The sequence below is a fragment of the Pseudomonas sp. TE9122 genome (assembly GCF_056278925.1).
Genome location: NZ_JBWBQI010000001.1, coordinates 4404255 through 4421241 on the forward strand (window position 1 = coordinate 4404255; position 16987 = coordinate 4421241).

15 protein-coding genes, 1 tRNA gene and 2 pseudogenes are annotated in these 16987 nt (G+C 61.0%); 10 read left to right on the top strand and 8 right to left on the bottom strand.

Going from position 1 to position 16987, the window contains the following annotated elements:
* Window positions 1-272 precede the first annotated feature (272 nt).
* The 6 genes and pseudogenes from ACZ9BE_RS19815 (at window position 273) to ggt (ending at window position 6624) form a co-directional block, all read left to right on the top strand.
* A pseudogene (locus tag ACZ9BE_RS19815) lies at window positions 273-2331 on the top strand (methyl-accepting chemotaxis protein).
* Between the two features lie 115 nt (window positions 2332-2446).
* Window positions 2447-2523, top strand: a tRNA-Met gene (locus ACZ9BE_RS19820).
* 226 nt (window positions 2524-2749) lie between these two features.
* Window positions 2750-3997: an S-type pyocin domain-containing protein gene (locus ACZ9BE_RS19825; protein WP_081932599.1), complete on the top strand. Its 1248-nt coding sequence runs from the start codon at window positions 2750-2752 to the stop codon at window positions 3995-3997.
* A gap of 9 nt (window positions 3998-4006) precedes the next feature.
* Window positions 4007-4276: a bacteriocin immunity protein gene (locus tag ACZ9BE_RS19830; protein ID WP_130888171.1), complete on the top strand. Its 270-nt coding sequence runs from the start codon at window positions 4007-4009 to the stop codon at window positions 4274-4276.
* 50 nt (window positions 4277-4326) lie between these two features.
* Window positions 4327-4575 (top strand): bacteriocin immunity protein, encoded by a 249-nt coding sequence (locus ACZ9BE_RS19835; protein ID WP_056790321.1) that lies wholly within the window; start codon window positions 4327-4329, stop codon window positions 4573-4575.
* A gap of 216 nt (window positions 4576-4791) precedes the next feature.
* Window positions 4792-6624: a gamma-glutamyltransferase gene (gene ggt, locus ACZ9BE_RS19840; protein WP_252878889.1), complete on the top strand. Its 1833-nt coding sequence runs from the start codon at window positions 4792-4794 to the stop codon at window positions 6622-6624.
* A 53-nt stretch (window positions 6625-6677) separates the two neighbouring features.
* Here the strand turns inward: ggt and ACZ9BE_RS19845 are convergent, their stop codons facing one another.
* The 4 genes and pseudogenes from ACZ9BE_RS19845 to ACZ9BE_RS19860 form a co-directional block, all read right to left on the bottom strand.
* Complete coding sequence (locus ACZ9BE_RS19845) at window positions 6678-7277, bottom strand: flavin reductase family protein (RefSeq protein ID WP_095181647.1); 600 nt, start codon at window positions 7275-7277, stop codon at window positions 6678-6680.
* 217 nt (window positions 7278-7494) lie between these two features.
* Window positions 7495-8055, bottom strand: a complete 561-nt coding sequence (locus ACZ9BE_RS19850; protein WP_241663599.1) for a methyl-accepting chemotaxis protein — start codon at window positions 8053-8055, stop codon at window positions 7495-7497.
* Window positions 8035-8811: pseudogene (locus tag ACZ9BE_RS19855) on the bottom strand (PAS domain-containing protein); the annotation flags it as partial. The gene ACZ9BE_RS19850 and the pseudogene ACZ9BE_RS19855, both read right to left, overlap by 21 nt.
* 114 nt (window positions 8812-8925) lie before the next feature.
* Window positions 8926-10239, bottom strand: coding sequence for an MFS transporter (locus tag ACZ9BE_RS19860; protein WP_315435708.1), 1314 nt, complete (start codon window positions 10237-10239; stop codon window positions 8926-8928).
* A gap of 342 nt (window positions 10240-10581) precedes the next feature.
* Here ACZ9BE_RS19860 and ACZ9BE_RS19865 point away from each other — a divergent pair, with 342 nt between their 5' ends.
* Window positions 10582-12000: a short-chain fatty acid transporter gene (locus tag ACZ9BE_RS19865; RefSeq protein WP_476249844.1), complete on the top strand. Its 1419-nt coding sequence runs from the start codon at window positions 10582-10584 to the stop codon at window positions 11998-12000.
* Between the two features lie 60 nt (window positions 12001-12060).
* On the opposite strand, the gene ACZ9BE_RS19870 is transcribed toward ACZ9BE_RS19865, so the two are convergent.
* Window positions 12061-12351 (bottom strand): nucleotidyltransferase family protein, encoded by a 291-nt coding sequence (locus ACZ9BE_RS19870; RefSeq protein ID WP_042609686.1) that lies wholly within the window; start codon window positions 12349-12351, stop codon window positions 12061-12063.
* A gap of 217 nt (window positions 12352-12568) precedes the next feature.
* Here ACZ9BE_RS19870 and ACZ9BE_RS19875 point away from each other — a divergent pair, with 217 nt between their 5' ends.
* Both ACZ9BE_RS19875 and ACZ9BE_RS19880 read left to right on the top strand, forming a co-directional pair.
* The gene (locus ACZ9BE_RS19875) at window positions 12569-13741 is read left to right on the top strand and encodes a hypothetical protein (protein WP_252876898.1); all 1173 of its coding nucleotides are present in this window, start codon (window positions 12569-12571) and stop codon (window positions 13739-13741) included.
* A gap of 174 nt (window positions 13742-13915) precedes the next feature.
* The gene (locus ACZ9BE_RS19880) at window positions 13916-14440 is read left to right on the top strand and encodes an SET domain-containing protein-lysine N-methyltransferase (protein ID WP_110646141.1); all 525 of its coding nucleotides are present in this window, start codon (window positions 13916-13918) and stop codon (window positions 14438-14440) included.
* Between the two features lie 9 nt (window positions 14441-14449).
* Here the strand turns inward: ACZ9BE_RS19880 and can are convergent, their stop codons facing one another.
* Entirely contained in the window at window positions 14450-15094 is a 645-nt protein-coding gene (gene can, locus ACZ9BE_RS19885) for a carbonate dehydratase (RefSeq protein ID WP_252876899.1), read from the bottom strand.
* A 140-nt stretch (window positions 15095-15234) separates the two neighbouring features.
* Here can and ACZ9BE_RS19890 point away from each other — a divergent pair, with 140 nt between their 5' ends.
* Complete coding sequence (locus tag ACZ9BE_RS19890; RefSeq protein ID WP_095181643.1) at window positions 15235-15639, top strand: serine kinase/phosphatase; 405 nt, start codon at window positions 15235-15237, stop codon at window positions 15637-15639.
* Window positions 15640-15758: 119 nt separating this feature from the next.
* On the opposite strand, the gene rimI is transcribed toward ACZ9BE_RS19890, so the two are convergent.
* On the bottom strand, window positions 15759-16211 hold the full coding sequence (gene rimI, locus ACZ9BE_RS19895; RefSeq protein ID WP_039761243.1) for a ribosomal protein S18-alanine N-acetyltransferase: 453 nt from the start codon (window positions 16209-16211) through the stop codon (window positions 15759-15761).
* The gene (locus ACZ9BE_RS19900) at window positions 16204-16950 is read right to left on the bottom strand and encodes an energy transducer TonB (protein ID WP_252880174.1); all 747 of its coding nucleotides are present in this window, start codon (window positions 16948-16950) and stop codon (window positions 16204-16206) included. Before ACZ9BE_RS19900 ends, rimI begins: the two co-directional genes overlap by 8 nt.
* Window positions 16951-16987: the final 37 nt, after the last annotated feature.

The following is a 16987-nucleotide window of genomic DNA, read 5'->3' on the forward strand; positions in this document are numbered from 1 at the left end:
CCCCTTAGCCAGCTAACTAACCAACATTCCTATCTCGCGTAGGAGCTGGTGGCGAAGGTGATAGCTCAACGCCATGGTCTGAATCTTGCCTTGCTTCTGCCCTTGAACACGATCGCCTTACAAAGGCGCTCGACAATGGGAAGTTTCGCTACAGAGCCGGCCTACAGAGCGGGCGAGGGTGAACTTTCGAGGCCTTTTAGAGGGCACAGGTCGCAGCCGAAAGGTTCGCGATGCACGCCAATGGTGCGTGGTGTCCAGAGGAGTCATGAGGCATGCAGGCTTTCCTTTCACCGGGGATCAAATTGCTGGGGCGGTTTGGCTTCGCAGGTAAATTCCAATTGTTGTTTCTGCTGTTCATTCTGCCGCTGGCCGGCAGCCTGTTGATGATCGGCCATGACTATCGCGAGAAGCTCAATCTGATCTCGGGCGAACGTGCCGGCGTGCGTCAGCTGCTCGCGCTGGATGCGCTGGACAACCTGCTCGCCGCTCAACGCGACCGCGCCGCCCGCTGGCGCGCCACCGAGACCAATCGTCAGCCTACACCGGCCACCCTCGCCGCCATGGCCGCCTTCGACGGCGTGCAACCGGCAGTGCTGCAAGCCACCACAGAGCTGGGCAATGCCCTGAACCAGCAAGGCGCCGACGGCGCAATCCTCGAACGCTTTCAGGCGCTGCAAACCGCACTCAATGGCCTTGATTCGAAAAGCCTGAGCAGTGTCGGCTGGTGGCCGGACGGTTATGACCGCTTCACCAATGCCCTGGGCGCGCTGCAAGCCTTGCGCGAGCAGATCGTCATGGACAATCGCCTGACCCTCGCGCCGTGGCTGGAAACCTACCTGCTGACGCAGATTTCCACGCAGCACGCGCCGGACCTGATCGAGCGTGTCGGCCGTCTCGCCGCGGTCGGCCAGGCTTCGGTGGTCTCCGGGCAGTTCACCCTGCAGAGCCGCCTGCAGTTGCGCGACCTGCGCAGCCGCATTGGTGACGCCCGCGAGCAACTGGTGAAAACCGCCGGCCTGCTGGAGGCGCGTCTGCCAGCCGAGCTGCAAGCCTGGGCCGGCCAGTATCACGACAGCCTGAAACACCTCGACAGCGGCCTGAAAGTCCTCGACGACGGTGTGTTTGGCGGCAGCATCAACCTAAAGCCAGAGGACTTCGAACGCAGCCTCGACGCGCTGCTCACCGACCTCGCTTCCCTGCGCCAGCAATCCCTGGTCGCGCTGGATCAGCGGCTCGATGCGTATTACAGCTCGGCGATCCGCCAGTTCATTGTTGTCGCCGCAATCTTCGGTTGCCTGCTGTTGGCCGCGTTATACCTGTTCGTTTGCCTGCAAGCCTCGATCCGCCGTAGCGCCAGCGGCATCACCTTGCTAGCCGAAGCCTTGCGCGACGGTAACCTGAGCCTGCAAGTGCCGGTGGTGGGGCGCGATGAGCTGGCAGCGATCAGCACCGCGCTCAACGTCGCTGTGGTGCAATTGCGCAGCAGCATGCTCGGCCGTCGACCACGAGACCTCGCAGTTGAGCAACGCGGTGCGCAGCCTCAACCAACACTCCAGCGGCGCCCTGAGCGAAGTCGAAGCGCAGCAATTGCAGATCAGCCAGATCGCCGCTGCCGCCACGCAATTGGCCGCCACCTCGCAAGGCGTCGCGCAGAGTTGCGAACAGGCCTCCGGCAGCGCCCAGCAAACCCGGCGCATCGCCGCCGACAGCAGCCGCGACAGCCAGCGCACCACGGCGAGCATTCAGCAGCTCAATCAGCGCCTGAACGACACCGCCGCCGCGCTCGGCCGGGTCAGCGAGCAAGGCCAGCAGATTCAACTGGTCGTGGACACCATTCGCGGCGTCGCCGAGCAGACCAACCTGCTCGCGCTCAACGCCGCCATCGAGGCCGCCCGCGCCGGCGAACAGGGTCGCGGCTTTGCCGTGGTCGCCGACGAGGTGCGCAGCCTCTCGCAACGCACGCAATCGTCCACCGCGCAGATCGCCGGCACCGTCGACAGCCTGCGCGCCACGGTCAACGAAGCGGTAAGCCTGATGGAAGCCGCCTGTGGTCAGGCGCAATCGGATGCCGAAGCGGTCACCGGACTCGGCGAACGCCTGGGAGAAATCGCCAGCGCCGTACAGAGTGTCACCGACACCCTGGCGCAAATCGCCACAGCGGTTGAAGAACAGGCCAGCACTGCCGACGAAGTCAGCGGCAATATCCAGCAGGTCGATCAAGCGGCGGTGCGTTTGCTCGAAGGCGCACGCGCCGTAAACCTCGCGGCGGACACCTTGAGCCAGGGTAGCGAGGCCCTGAGCGCCAATACCGCCAGATTCCAACTGCGCTGACGCCCTCCCCGGCCCCGATTTTCGGGGCTGGAGGATAAGCAGTTGAAAACAGGAAGAAATATTTTCGATTTACGCTTGACGCTTTGCCATTTCAGGGGAATAATGCGCGCCACTTGGCTACATAGCTCAGTTGGTTAGAGCATAGCATTCATAATGCTGGGGTCCGGGGTTCAAGTCCCTGTGTAGCCACCAAGTACTAAAAACGGCTTACCGAAAGGTAGGCCGTTTTTTTATGCCTCGAGAAAAGTCCTTTTCCTCCCGCTCCCTGCATGCAATTCAGATGCCTCCGTAAGAAAAAAGTAGATCTCTGGTACGAAACGGATCTTTCGTAGCATCAGCCACCTGTCGCTCTCTCCCCGAATCGCTCCTATACCGACAAGCTCCCCTGGCTCGATTCAGCGCCATACAGGGAGTTGGCATGCCTCAATACAAATACCTCCTCGACGATGACTGGTTATTAAATCCGTATAGCGGTGGCAGGGCCTGGTTTACTTTGCTTCCACCGAAAGCGCCGGAGCCGGTGTACATCGAGAAGGATGAGTGGCCTGCGCCCAAGCCACGCGAAGACAGGGTCTTTGCCAAGTCCTGCACGCCGGACAACTGGTGTCGCACGGACGCTGGCACTGCCGAGGAGCCAGCCAGCAACTTCGGCAAGATCATGGTCGCCGGCGCCATGCTCATGCCATCCGCCAGCACCGCGGTCGCGACGGCGATAGGTGCTGACCTGGCTTTGGGGCGTCTGGCCGGCGGCGGGATTTTGCAACAGCGCCTGAACTGGGCCATCCGTGGCGCCGGCGGGCCGGCCAGCGTCTTTGTGCTGGGAATGCTGCCGAGCAAAATGGCCGACGGCACGCTTCACACCGACGAAGAACTACGCCGCATGAGCCGCGCCACCACGCGCGTGCGTTTCCAGTTTCGTCGTGATGCCGAAGGTGTTCTGCGGGTCTACGGCATCCACTCCGGCGCCTCTGGCGACGACGCCGTACGCACGGTGAACGTCAAGTGGAACGCCGACAAGACCGCCATGGAGGCCAAGCTCAACGGCATCACCATTCTCTGGACGCCGCAACGCGGGCCGTTGGGGTCGATGCCTCCGCTGGTTTATCCCGACCACGGTGAGGCACTCGGCCCGATCCTCGTCCACCCGATCCCAGACAACACCGATAGCCAGATTGAGGGTCTGCCGGGCGAGGATGTAACAGCCGAGGATTGTATTCTGGTGTTCCCGGCGGACACCGGGCTGAAGTCGTTGTATGTGGTTTATTCAAGGCCGGCGAGGCAGACGCCTGGGATCGTTACGGGGGTGGGTGAGGATGTGGGCGGTATTTGGCTTGACCATGCTCAAGCTCAGGGTGGCGCCCCTATTCCGACCAGCATCGCGGATAAACTCAGAGGGAGCGAATATTCTAGTTTTGATTCGTTTAGGCGGGCTTTTTGGGCCGTTGCCTCAAAAGACAGCGCAGTGGCACAACAGGTCAGCGAAGATAATCTACGACGTATGCGCAACGGAAATGCGCCCCGCGCCCGCTTAGGTGATGCAGCAGGGAAAAGGATCTCTCATGAGATTCATCATGTGGAACCGATATCCGAAGGTGGTGATATCTACAACGTAGATAACCTAAGGGTCTACACACCCAAAAACCATGTCGACGTACACCGTAAATAAGGGCATAGCATGAGCGACCCATTTATCAAAAGCAGCTTTTCCGACTATACCGAGCAGGATTTCATTGATCTCATAGATGAAATAAGAAAGGAGGATATAGCGCCGACAGATCTCCGTGCAGATGCATTGATTCTGCACTTCAACAAGATAGTAGGACATCCGAGCGGGATGGATCTGATCTACTACCCCGAGCCCGGAGCAGATACAACATCTGCCGGAATAGCTCGTACAGTCATGGCATGGCGCGAAGCGAATCGACTACCTGGGTTCAAGACATGAATCCTGCCGCCCGTTTCATTTGAACTGTGGAACTTCAACTTGAGAACGTTATGACTAAGATATCCGACTACACCGAAGCAGAATTCTTGAAATTTGTGCAATCTGTTCTTGCAGCCAACACAAGCCCAGACGAGATTCTCGATCCGCTGTTGTTTGAATTTGTACGTCTGTGTGAGCACCCAGCGGGCACTGACCTTATCTATTGGCCCGAGGATATGAAACAACAAACAGCCGAGAGCATTACCGAAATCGTGAAAAAGTGGCGCTCTACCCATGGTCTGCCGGGCTTCAAGCAATGAGTTTCTGACTCACTAACCCTGCATCACTCTCAAGAAGATCGCATCGCCTGAGTTACCGCTTTCGCGAGCAGGCTCGCTCCCACAAGGGTATCGTTTTCGGCCGAACGATTGGCGCGGCCGCTGAGCGGGAGGGCTGTAATCCTCACGCAGTTTGCACCCCGCCGGCCCGCTCGATAAAGTCCCCGAAGACTTTTACCCCACGGACGGAGAGCCCGCGTGTTTCCAGCCCAGCCCTTGAAGCGCTTTCGCCTGCCAGCCCTGACACTGCTTGTCAGCGCTCTGACCCTCACCGCATGCAACGCCCCGCCCTCTTCTTCGTTGCCGCTGGCACCGGAAGCCGCTTCCGGTTATCGCACTGATCTGCAAACCCGTCATGCCAATAAACACATGGCCGCTGCTGCCAATCCACTCGCGGCCGAAGCCGGGCGGGAGATGTTGCGTCAGGGTGGTTCGGCGATTGATGCGGCGATTGCGATGCAGGCGGTGTTGACGCTGGTTGAGCCGCAGTCTTCCGGGATCGGTGGCGGGGCGATGATTGTGTTGTGGGATGGCAAGCAGGTGCGCACCTATGACGGCCGCGAAACGGCGCCGGCCGGGGCCACCGAGAAGCTGTTCCTGAAGGCTGACGGTAAACCGATGGCCTTTACGCAAGCGCAGATCGGCGGGCGCTCGGTCGGTACGCCCGGGGTGTTGCGGGCGCTGGAGCTGGCGCATCGACAACACGGTCGCTTGCCATGGGCGAAGCTGTTTGAGCCAGCGATCAAACTGGCCGAGCAAGGCTTTGCGATTTCCCCGCGTCTGCATTCGCTGCTGACTGCCGATCCACTGATACGCCAGTCGCCAGACATGGCTGCGTACTTCCTGAATGACGATGGCAGCGTCAAAGCTGTCGGCACGCGCCTGCAGAACCCGAAGTTGGCGGCCGTGTTCAAACGTATCGCCAGCGAAGGTGCCGATGCGCTGTACAAAGGTCCGATCGCCGAAGAGATCGTCGCCAGGGTTCAACAGCACGCCAACCCCGGCAGCCTGTCGCTGAACGATTTGCAGCGTTATCAGGCCAAGGAGCGCGCGCCGCTGTGTACCGACTACAAGCGTTGGCAGGTCTGCGGCATGCCGCCACCGTCGTCGGGCGGGATCGCCGTGGCGCAGATTCTCGGCACGTTGCAGGCGCTGGAGACTCGCGCCCCACGCCTGTCGCTGACCCCGCTCAAACCAACGAAAACCGATAAGCCGGCCGGCATCGAACCGGTGCCGCAAGCAGTGCACCTGATCGCCGAGGCTGAACGTCTGGCCTATGCCGATCGTGCGCAATACGTGGCCGACACCGACTTCGTCCCGGTGCCGGTCAAAGGTCTGCTCGATCCGGCCTACCTGGCCAGCCGCGCCAGCCTGATCGGCGAGCGCAGCATGGGCAGCGCCAAACCGGGCACACCGCCGGGCGTGCAGGTTGCCTACGCACCGGATCGCTCGCCGTTGCGCATCTCGACCTCGCAAGTGGTGGCGGTGGATGACCTCGGCGGCGCCGTGTCGATGACCACCACCATCGAAGCCGCGTTCGGCTCGCACCTGATGGTTCAGGGTTTTCTGCTGAACAACCAGATGACCGACTTTTCGTTCATCCCCGAAGAGAACGGGCAGAAAGTCGCCAACCGCGTCGAACCGGGCAAACGCCCACGTTCGTCGATGGCGCCGACACTGATCTTTGATCGCAACACTGGTGAATTTGTCGCCACGGTCGGCTCGCCCGGCGGCTCGCAAATCATCGAATACGTGGCGAAAACCACCATCGGCCTGCTCGACTGGAACCTCGATGCACAAAGTGCAATCAACCTGCCCAACTTCGGCAGCCGCAACGGTCCCACCGAACTGGAACAGGGACAGTTCAGCCCGGTGCTGATTCAGGCGTTGAAAGACAAAGGCCACACGGTCAGTGAAATCGACATGACCAGCGGCACCCAAGCGATCGTGCGGGTGAAGGATGCGCAGGGCAAAGCGACCTTGACGGGGGGGGCCGATCCTCGGCGTGAGGGAGAAGCGTTGGGGGACTGAAACACCGCATTGAAAAAGGCCTGCCGAGCAGCAGGCCTTCTCCCGGGAGTAAATCAGACCGCCAACGTCTTGCCATCCACCCCGTCCCCAATCTTCAGGAAATGCCCGCCCGCAACGTGATGCAGCGTGCGCAATCCATCCTGCCCTTCGAAATGCCAGCGCCCATCGCTGAACACACGCTCGTCGGCCTGGGCGGCGATGACTTCGGCGAGGAACAGGTCGTATTGCTCGTGATTACGCGGCTCCGGCAGCAGGCGGCATTCGAGCCAGGCAACACAACCCTCGAGCAGCGGCGCTTCAACCTGTTCGCCGACAAAGGTGTGCAGGCCGTACGACTGAAATTTGTCGTGCCCCTGGTTGCGTGTGATTTCCAGGCCGGACGTATTGCCGACGGTTTGCACGATATCGGCCTGATTGACGCAAGGCACGTTCAGCACAAAGGTGCCGGAGGCTTCGAGCAACTGGCGGGTCCAGGTGGATTTGTCGAGGACGACGGCGACTTTCGGCGGTTCGAAATCCAGCGGCATGGCCCAGGCGGCGGCCATGATGTTGCGCTGCCCGTCGTGAGCGGCACTGACGAGAACGGTCGGCCCGTGATTGAGCAGGCGATAGGCTTTGTTCAGGGGTACCGGACGGCGTTGGGAGTCGCTCATGGGGATCTGCTCCGGGGGAAAAGGAGCCGATTGTAGCGCTGTCACTGGAGAATCACAGAACCTGTGGGAGTGAGCAGATGCGGCGCTGCCCCTCGGTGATCGTTCCCACGCTCTGCGCGGGAATGCATCCTGTGACGCTCTGCGTCACGCCAGCGAAGGAACGCGGAGCGTCCCGGGCGGCATTCCCACGCAGAGCGTGGGAGGGATCAGTGCGGTGTCAGTGAGAGAGCTGATTGGCAAACTGCCCCACCGCATCCACCACTTTCTGCGCACCGTCCTGAATCTCGACAATCACCGTGCCCGCCTCCGCCGCCAGCGCCAGGCCCTGTTCAGCCTGGAGCTTGCCGTCGGTCATCAGAGCCACGGCATTGCGGGCCATTTCCTGGTTCTGCCGTACCACGCCGACGATTTCGTCCGTCGCCTGGCTGGTGCGCGAGGCCAGTTGCCGGACCTCGTCCGCGACCACGGCAAAACCACGGCCCTGCTCGCCGGCCCGGGCGGCTTCGATGGCAGCGTTGAGCGCCAGCAGGTTGGTCTGTTCGGCAATGCCGCTGATGGTTTTGACGATCGTGCCGATCACCAGCGACTGCTCGTTCAGCGCCTCGATACCTTCGCCGGCGGCTTGCATGTGACGCGACAAATCACGCATCACGTTCACCGCTTCGGTGACCACCGTGGTGCCCCGTTGCGCGGTGCTGTCGGTTTGTTGCGAGGTGCTGTAAGCGATGCTGGCCGCGTCGGCAACCGCCTGCTCGCGGTTGACCTGATCAGTAATCACCGTGGCGAACTTCACCACTTTGTACAGTCTGTCGTTGGCATCGACCACCGGGTTGTAGGACGCTTCCAGCCACACCGTACGACCATGGCTGTCGATACGCTTGAAGCGGCCTGCGACGAATTCGCCACTGTTCAAGCGCCGCCAGAAGTTCTGGTACTCGGCGCTGTTGTACTCTTCCGGGGCGCAAAACGTGCGGTGATGTTTACCCTTGATCTGCGCCAGGCTGTAACCCATGCCGTTGAGGAAGCGATCATTGGCGCTGAGCACATTGCCGTTGAGGTCGAATTCAATCACGGCGGTGGAACGCACCAGCGCACCGATCAGGTTCTCATGCTCGCGGGAGGCTTCGATGGTGCGGGTCAGGTCGCTGGCGTAGAAGGAGATGTGTCTGATCCGGCCATCGGACGAGCGCACCGGTTGCACGATGGAACGCAGCCACGCCTCGTCGCCATTGCCACGCAACAGGCGCACGGCGCCGGCAAAATGCTCGCCACGGCTCATCGAGTTTTTGAAGCGCTGATGGAATTCGTCGGTTTTGACGTGGGCCGGGACGATGTCTTCGATTGCCCGGCCGATCAGGTCCTGGCTCTTGTAGAACATTTCATCGAGAAAATTCTGGTTGACCGAACGAATCGGCCCGTCGGGCTCAAGGGTCAGCGCGAGCATTTCGCTTTCCAGGCTTTCCTTCACTTGTACAAGACTGGAGAGTTCTTCGCGCAGAGCGGCCAGCTCTTGTTTCAAGCGTTTATTAAACATGGGAAAGCACCGATGGCAGGGTAGTTAGCGGATACAACCTAGCCATCGGCCTTGCACAGCTTTTCTGAAGCCAGCGCCAGACCCGTCAGTCGAAAATAATCCGGCGCTTGCGGATCAGGCAGCGCCGGCCGCCTGACACGGTCCGGTACGTGGCATGCGCGCACCGAAATACGCCGCCGTCACACCCCCCACCGCGCCCATCACTGCACAGAAGATCACGCAGATCCATGGGCTCCACGGCATCAGACCAATCAGCAACAGCGGCGTGATACTTGCCCAGGCGGCGTAGGCAATGTTGTAGGTGAAAGAAATGCCCGACACGCGAATCCGCGCCGGAAACAACCCGACCATCACCGAAGGCACCGCGCCCACTACCCCACAAGCCAGGCCGGCGACCGCATAGGCAATGCCGATCCAATGGCCGCCCATGATCAGGCAGCCATACAACACGCCAATGCCCAGCGGCAGCAACAGGCTGTACAGCATGACCGTGCGCCAAGCGCCGATGCGGTCGACCAGCAGTCCGGCGATCACGCAGCCGATATTCAGAAAAACGATGCCCAAGGCACTGAGGCCGAAGGTGTGGCTGGCGGTCATGCCGAAGGTTTTCTGCATCATCGTCGGGGTGATGACCACGAACACCACCACCGCCGAGGTCAGCACACAGGTGAGCAACATGGCCGGCAGCATGGCCAGACGATGTTCACGCAGCACCGTGCGCAACGGCAGTTCGACCCGCGCCTCGCGCTGCGCTTCCATGGCCATGAACACCGGGGTTTCGCTGAGCCAGCGGCGCAGGTAAACGCCCACCACGCCGAACACGCCGCCGAGCAGAAACGGATAGCGCCAGGCGTAATCGAGAATTTCGGCAGGCGTGAAAACCTGTGCCAGGAAGGTCGCAGTGAGTGCGCCGATCAAGTAACCGAACGTCAGGCCGGCCTGCAGAAAGCCCAAGGCGTAACCGCGATGGCCGGTCGGCGCATGCTCGGCGACGAACACCCAGGCACTCGGCACCTCCCCCCCCACCGCAGCGCCTTGCAGGATGCGCAGCGCCAGCAACAGCAAGGGCGCGAAATAGCCGATCTGTGCGTAGGTCGGCATGATCCCGATCAGCAGACACGGCAGCGCCATCATCAGGATGCTCAGGCTGAACACCTTTTTGCGGCCCAGACGGTCGGCGAAATGCGCCATCAGAATCCCGCCCAACGGCCGCGCCAGATAACCGGTGACGAAGATGCCGAAGCTTTGCAGCAAACGCAGCCACTCGGGCATTTCCGGGGGGAAGAACAACTGACTCAGGGTCAGCGCGAAGAATACGAAGATGATGAAATCGTAGATTTCCAGCGCCCCGCCAAGCGCAGCAAGGCCGAGGGTCTTGTAGTCGGCACGGCTGAACGGCGCCGGTCGGGCTGGAGAATTGGCAGTCATGACAAAGAACTCAGGCATCGGCAAAAACCAAGGCGCCCATGGTCTACGCAAAAGCACGGATCGACAACCCGTCAGACCATAGTCTCGGTTTGCGAAAACCTGCTCAACAAAAGGGCGGCGCTTGATTTACTGTTAGCGCCTGTCCAAGGGACCACGCCAACACCGACCAGCCGCCCATGTGGGAGCGAGCCTGCTCGCGAAAGCGTCAGTTCAGACAACCTGATGCTGAATGTGCCGACGTCTTCGCGAGCAGGCTCGCTCCCACAGGGTTCTCTGTGGCTGTCGAGCCGGGCGACTGCTCCCACGGATCAAAATAACCATAAAAAATCCGAGGTACTTCCTGTGGCCGTTGATATCGAAGATAGCCGCTCCGCGCGCTTTGCCCTGCGCTGTTCCAGTTTTGCCGAACGCTGGTTTCCCGATTCCTGGGTATTCGCCGCGTTGGCCGTGATCATCGTTGCGCTGGCCACTCTGGCCATGGGCGCCAAACCCACCGCTGCAGCGATGGCCTTCGGCGACGGCTTCTGGAGCCTGATCCCGTTCACCATGCAGATGGCCTTCGTGGTGATCGGCGGCTACGTCGTCGCCAGCTCTCCGCCCGCAGTCAAACTGATCGACAAACTGGCACGCATCCCGAAAAACGGCCGCTCCGCCGTGGCCTGGGTGGCATTGATTTCGATGGTCGCATCTTTGCTCAACTGGGGTCTGTCGCTGGTATTTGGCGGGCTGCTGGTACGCGCCCTCGCCCGCCGCACCGATCTGAAGATGGATTACCGCGCCGCCGGTGCCGCTGCTTACCTGGGCCTCGGCGCGGTGTGGGCGCTGGGCTTGTCATCGTCGGCCGCACAGTTGCAGGCCAACCCGGGCAGCCTGCCGCCGTCGATCCTGTCGATCACTGGCGTAATCCCGTTCACCGAAACCATTTTTCTCTGGCAATCCGGGGTCATGCTGCTGGCGCTGATCGTGATCTCGATCATCATCGCCTACGCCACCGCGCCCGGGCCGAACTCGGCACGCGACGCCAAGGCCTGCGGCATCGACCCGGCGTTCAACCTGCCGCCGCTGCAACCGCGCACTCGCCCCGGTGAATGGCTGGAACACAGCCCGTTGCTGATCATTGTGCTGGCGCTTCTGGCGGCGGGCTGGCTATTTCACGAGTTTTCGACCAAACCGGCGATCACTGCGATTTCCGGCCTGAACACCTATAACTTCCTGTTCATCATGCTCGGCGCGCTGCTGCACTGGCGCCCGCGCAGCTTCCTCGATGCGGTGGCCCGTGCGGTGCCGACCACCACTGGCGTGTTGATCCAGTTTCCGCTGTACGGCTCGATCGCCGCGCTGATGACCACGGTCAAAGGCGCCGACGCGCAAACCCTCGCGCATCACATCTCGACTTTCTTTGTCAGCATCGCCTCCCACGACACCTATGCGCTGCTGATGGGCGTGTATTCGGCGATTCTCGGTTTCTTCATCCCGTCCGGCGGCGGCAAATGGATCATCGAAGCGCCCTACGTGATGCAAGTCGCCAATGACCTGCAGTACCACCTCGGCTGGGCGGTGCAGATCTACAACGCCGCCGAAGCCCTGCCGAACCTGATCAATCCGTTCTATATGCTGCCGCTGCTGGGCGTGCTCGGGTTGAAGGCGCGGGATTTGATAGGCTTCTCGTTTGTGCAACTGCTGGTGCACACGCCGCTGGTGCTGCTGCTGTTGTGGGCGCTGGGGACGACATTGGCGTATACGCCGCCGGTGATGCCGTAAGTCGATAAAAACGCACCTGCTCAAGGGCAGGTGCTCTCAAAACTTGGTTTGATCGCTGCTTTAGACGGGTCGCGCCTGATCAAGCACCTGCTGACGAAATTTCACTGGCAGGTCGCCGGGGGTCAGCACCTCGACCGCAACACCCAGCAGGTCTTCAAGCTCAACCTGAAGTCCGCCCAGATCAAAAAGCGTCGTGCCGGGCAGTGGGTCAACCAGCAGATCGAGATCGCTGCCGTCCAGATCCGTCCCCAGCAATGCTGAACCAAATACACGCGGGTTGGCCACGCGAAAGCGCCCGATCACTTCGCGGACGGCGGACCTTTGCATGTCGAGAGCAGTAGAAGGCTTCATGACTCACCCTTGGAAAATTCGATGTCGCTGCAGTCTAGCAGTGCGGACGCGCACCAGGCAGCGTGCTTGTTGGCACAGCCGTAACAATATGTGCGCTGCTTGGGTAATACCGCATTCAGGCAAGAATCCACACTCAACCGCTTTTCTGTCAAACACCACTGATCCACTATGAAGCGCCCCCAAATCGAGGGGAACCCACGCTGAAAAGGATCTGAGCATGTTCAAACTCGCAGGACTTACCCTCGTTGCACTGACGCTAAGCGCCGCCGTCCACGCCGATGTCGACGTAAAACTGGGCAGCACCGAGCGCGTCACCCGCCTCTTCGCCTACCCCAACAATTGCAGCGTGATCTGCTTTCGCAATTGGACGCTGGAGCAGACCGTTGCTCACTACCTGAGCCAGAGCGTCCAGCGCGACGGTTACGCCGATGCCAAGGTGCTGGTGAAAACCGACAACGATCAGCTTTACGCCGAGATCACCGGAGTGCCGGACGGCTATGACAAGCCGCTGTCGGCGTTGCTCGACGCCGGCGACCTGGCTTATGCCGGCGCCAGCAAGCTCAATGCCGATGGCAAGTGGGCCTACAGCTGGTATCTGTTCCTGCCGCTGGGCATGGCTCTGGAAAATCGCAAGAGCGTCGAGTTGCTGCACTTCCCGCCTGACTACTCGCTGACCCAGGCGCAGGACTATCTGCGCTCGAACACCACCGATCGCTGGGCGACGTTGCTGACCGATAACGGCATCCCTGCCGGGCAGACGCCGGCTTATCAGACCATCATCGACATCGCGCCGATCGCCGCGCCGTCCAATGCCGGCGGGGATCTGGAGGACGTCTACGACTACTTCAAGGATTACCAGACCACGCTGGTCAAGCAGTTCAGCCAGACCGCCAGCGGCACGACGCTGCCGATGGTTGCGTTCGGGGCGCCGGTGCGCAACTGGATCAAGGAACAATACGGGCCGACCTTGGGGGTGCTGGGGCTGGCGAGCATCAGTCCGGCCGAAGGAGTGAATGTGCCGGTGCTCGGCTCGAATCATCCGAGCTATATCTGGTACGCCGCCGATCCGAAAAGCTATACCGGCGACGATGCCCAGGCGAAGGCTGACGCGGCGGGCTTGAAAGTCATGGGCCAGGATTTGAGTGCTGCCTGCTGGCAGGCGGCAATGGGCAGCAAACCGGGCAGCGATGCGCAGGCCACGCTGAACAGTTGCACGCAAACATGGCAGGTGACGCAAAAGGTCAAAACCTGCGAGTTGTTCTATACCTCGATCCGCAACCTCAGCGCTGAACAAGCGGCTGCCAAGTGCGCCACGCCACGCATCAAGACACAGCTGCAACAGCTGAAAGCGCCACTGCCTGCGGCCGCCGTGCCCGCACCAACTCTGTAATCGCTACTGGAGTCCCCCGTGTCAGCCAATGCTGACGCGGGCCAGCGGTGATCGCGCCTGTCAGGTTTGACAGTAGACCGCTACCTTCAATTGCGCGACGCTTGGATCCAATCATGCCTCGCCTGGCGGGGCATGGGCACAACTCGGAGGCAACACTCAACAACAAGGATCGTTATGAACAATCAAGCCATGGGCCGGCACCTTCCACGCGATACAGAAGGCATCTATCCGTTCGCCGGACTTCCGGTGCGGCTGGGCTTCCCATCCTGCCAGGACTTTCAGATTATCCACGACGAACGTGGCATGGCCACGGCGGTGGTCGCGCGCCGCGAGTTTCTGCGCATTAGCCGAATGTGCCGGGTTTCCGGGCAATTGCTGCCCTATCGCTGTCGACAGACCCGTCAGTTGCAAACCGGCATCCACGTTTACGATCCGCGCTTTTGCGGTGTGCTCGAGCACGCCTGCGACCCGAATGTATTTCTCGACATGAGCGAATTGTGGCTGTGGGCCTTGAAAGATATCCACAGCGGCGAACATCTGAGCATCGATTACGCATCGACCGAAGACAAACTGCTACGCCAGTTCGCCTGCGATTGCGGTTCGTCGCGCTGCCGTGGCTGGATCACCGGTTACGACGAACCACCCACGCCTGAAGGCCAGCGCTTTTTACAGCGCTGGCGGCATCCAGGCCGTAACTGAACGCCGCGGTTACGGCGCGCCGACCGGACGCAAGCGGTATTGCGGCGGCAACTGTTCGAAACCACTGATGGTGGTATTGAGACTTTTCCAGCGGCCGTCCTTGATGCCGTAGATGCAGCCGTGGATCGACAGCGGCTGTCCGCGATGCCAAGCGTTCTGAATGATGCTGGTGTGCGCGACGTTGGCCACTTGCTGGATCACGTTGAGTTCGCACATGCGATCGACCTGCTCTTCTTCGGTCGGCAGCTTGGCCAGCTCTTCGCGCTTTTCGTAATAAAGATCGCGGATCGACCGCAGCCAGCCATCGATCAGGCCGAACTGGCGATCCTGCATCGACGCGCGCACGCCGCCGCAGCCGTAGTGGCCGGTGACGAGGATGTGTTTGACCTTGAGCACATCCACCGCGTACTGGATCACCGAGAGGCAGTTGAGGTCGGTGTGCAGCACGACGTTGGCGACGTTGCGGTGTACGAACAGATCGCCCGGCAGCATGCCGACGATTTCGTTGGCCGGCACGCGCGCGTCGGAGCAGCCGATCCATAGATATTCCGGGGTCTGCTGGCGCGCCAGTTTGGCGAAGAAGTCCGGGTCTTCCTTGGTGATCGCGTCAGCCCAACGCTCGTTGTTATCAATCAGGTCTTGTAGATCGTGCATGGATAAGGCCTCAAGAAAGATGCGCAGGTTTGATAGACGACCACCCGTCGAAGTCACGCCGCCAGCGCAAAGTGTTTTCGTTGGAATTCTCGCGCGCCCGGTGAGTCCACTCAGTAAGGCCCACAGTATGAGGAATTGCCATGACTGATTCACGACGCCCTTATGATGCGGTGCAACCGGAACCCATCGACGATAACGAAGACCGCATGGGCTCGGTGCACGAGCTGGATTTCGACGACGAAGAGCCCAGCGCGAAAATCGGAGATGAGCTGCCCGAGCGTGAACGCGAAAAATTGATGCCGGCTGAGCGAGTGCGTGAGGCGGGTATGACCGGGGCTTCGGTGGATGATCATCAGCCGACCGACGATGACCTGAGCCCGGAAACGTTGATTCGCGAGGATGGCGCGCGCGATGCCGATGAACTCGGCGAGGGCAATCCGGCGGATTGGGATTTGAGCGAGGTCAGTGAAACCGACATCGGAGGCGGTGACGGGCTGGATGAAGCGGAACTGGCGGATCTGGATCCGCTGGATGGCAAGCGCTGACCCGCTGACTTGAAATTCGCCCCCTGTAGGAGCTGCCGAAGGCTGCGATCTTTTGATTTTGCTTTGGATCTTACAAAAACAGGATCAAAAGATCGCAGCCTTCGGCAGCTCCTACAGGCCTAATCCACCAAGGTACAGGCCATCACCACCGCATCCTCACGCCCACCCACCGCCGGGTAATAATCGCGACGCCGGCCGATCTCGTTGAAGCCATACCGCTCATACAACTTGAAAGCAGCAGTATTGCTGTCGCGCACTTCGAGAAAGCACTCCCGCGCTTCAGCCGCATACGCCCGCGACATCAAATGCTCAAGCAACGTCAGGCCCAACCCGCGCCCCTGATTTTCCGGCTTGACGGTGATATTGAGCAGGTGCGCCTCATCAAGAATGATCTGCACCACGCCATGGCCAACCTGTTGCTGGCCTTCGAACATCAGCCAGATCTGGTATTTGCCCAGGCCATCGAGAAAAATCCCCCGGGTCCACGGATGGCTGTACGCGGCGTATTCGATCTTCAACACAGCGTCCAGATCTGCCTCGGTCATCGGGCGAAAGGTTACAGCCTCACTCATCGGATTGTTTCCAGCGCGCCATCAGCCGACGCATGGCTTGCCACACAGCGGCCTTGCGCTGTGGCTCTTCCATTAACAGTTCCAGACCGGGAATCGCCCAGGCCAGGCCCAGACCTTCGATCTGCAATTCACTATTGAACGCTTCGGCGTCCGCTTCCCCGGCAAACTTCAGCGCCGGCAGGCCGATCAGCCATAAACAGGCGCAGGGTGCTGCTTCCATCTGCACCGAGAGGAAGCCTTGCACGAAGTCGCGCGCCGCTTCCGGGCCTTGATCCAGCGTGCCGCGATTGAGCCACGGCCAGCGCACCGGTTCGCCGACGATCTGCGGCGCATCCGGCAAACCGGCGGCGCGCAGCATATCCTTGAGCAGCAGGTAGGCCGGATCGCGACTCTGAAACGCTTCGCCTGTGGGTAACTCGACCAGCAGCAGGCAGCGCCCGGCGCGCAGCAGTTGCAGGGCAAAACGCGGCGGCGGCACTGGCGCAGGCTTGACCACCACCGGCGTCTCGTCGATCTCTTCCACCGGTTTGGCGCCGTTGCGGGTACTGGCCAGCGACGGACGCGGCACTTCGATTTTCGGTCGCTCGACCTGACGCGCGGCAGGCTGCGCCGGTGCTTCGGCCTGAGGCGCCGGAGCAACCGGCACCTCGAGCTCGGGCTCGGGCATCTCCAGCAGCTCGGGCCGCGACGGTGCGGCGAAAGGCAGTTCGGTGCGCGGCAGCCAGTTGACCACCTGCATGGCGTTCAAATAGGCGCGGCGGCGGGACTCGATAAGC

Excerpts from the sequence above, each read along its gene's own strand:
- ACZ9BE_RS19830 (WP_130888171.1), top strand. The coding sequence starts at position 4,007 with ATGAGCGACCCATTTATCAAAAGCAGCTTTTCCGACTATACCGAGCAG.
- ACZ9BE_RS19845 (WP_095181647.1), bottom strand. The coding sequence starts at position 7,277 with ATGAGCGACTCCCAACGCCGTCCGGTACCCCTGAACAAAGCCTATCGC.
- ACZ9BE_RS19825 (WP_081932599.1), top strand. The coding sequence starts at position 2,750 with ATGCCTCAATACAAATACCTCCTCGACGATGACTGGTTATTAAATCCG.
- ACZ9BE_RS19900 (WP_252880174.1), bottom strand. The coding sequence starts at position 16,950 with ATGCAGGTGGTCAACTGGCTGCCGCGCACCGAACTGCCTTTCGCCGCA.
- ACZ9BE_RS19880 (WP_110646141.1), top strand. The coding sequence starts at position 13,916 with ATGAACAATCAAGCCATGGGCCGGCACCTTCCACGCGATACAGAAGGC.
- can (WP_252876899.1), bottom strand. The coding sequence starts at position 15,094 with ATGCACGATCTACAAGACCTGATTGATAACAACGAGCGTTGGGCTGAC.
- ACZ9BE_RS19860 (WP_315435708.1), bottom strand. The coding sequence starts at position 10,239 with ATGACTGCCAATTCTCCAGCCCGACCGGCGCCGTTCAGCCGTGCCGAC.
- ACZ9BE_RS19875 (WP_252876898.1), top strand. The coding sequence starts at position 12,569 with ATGTTCAAACTCGCAGGACTTACCCTCGTTGCACTGACGCTAAGCGCC.
- rimI (WP_039761243.1), bottom strand. The coding sequence starts at position 16,211 with ATGAGTGAGGCTGTAACCTTTCGCCCGATGACCGAGGCAGATCTGGAC.
- ACZ9BE_RS19890 (WP_095181643.1), top strand. The coding sequence starts at position 15,235 with ATGACTGATTCACGACGCCCTTATGATGCGGTGCAACCGGAACCCATC.
- ACZ9BE_RS19870 (WP_042609686.1), bottom strand. The coding sequence starts at position 12,351 with ATGAAGCCTTCTACTGCTCTCGACATGCAAAGGTCCGCCGTCCGCGAA.
- ACZ9BE_RS19835 (WP_056790321.1), top strand. The coding sequence starts at position 4,327 with ATGACTAAGATATCCGACTACACCGAAGCAGAATTCTTGAAATTTGTG.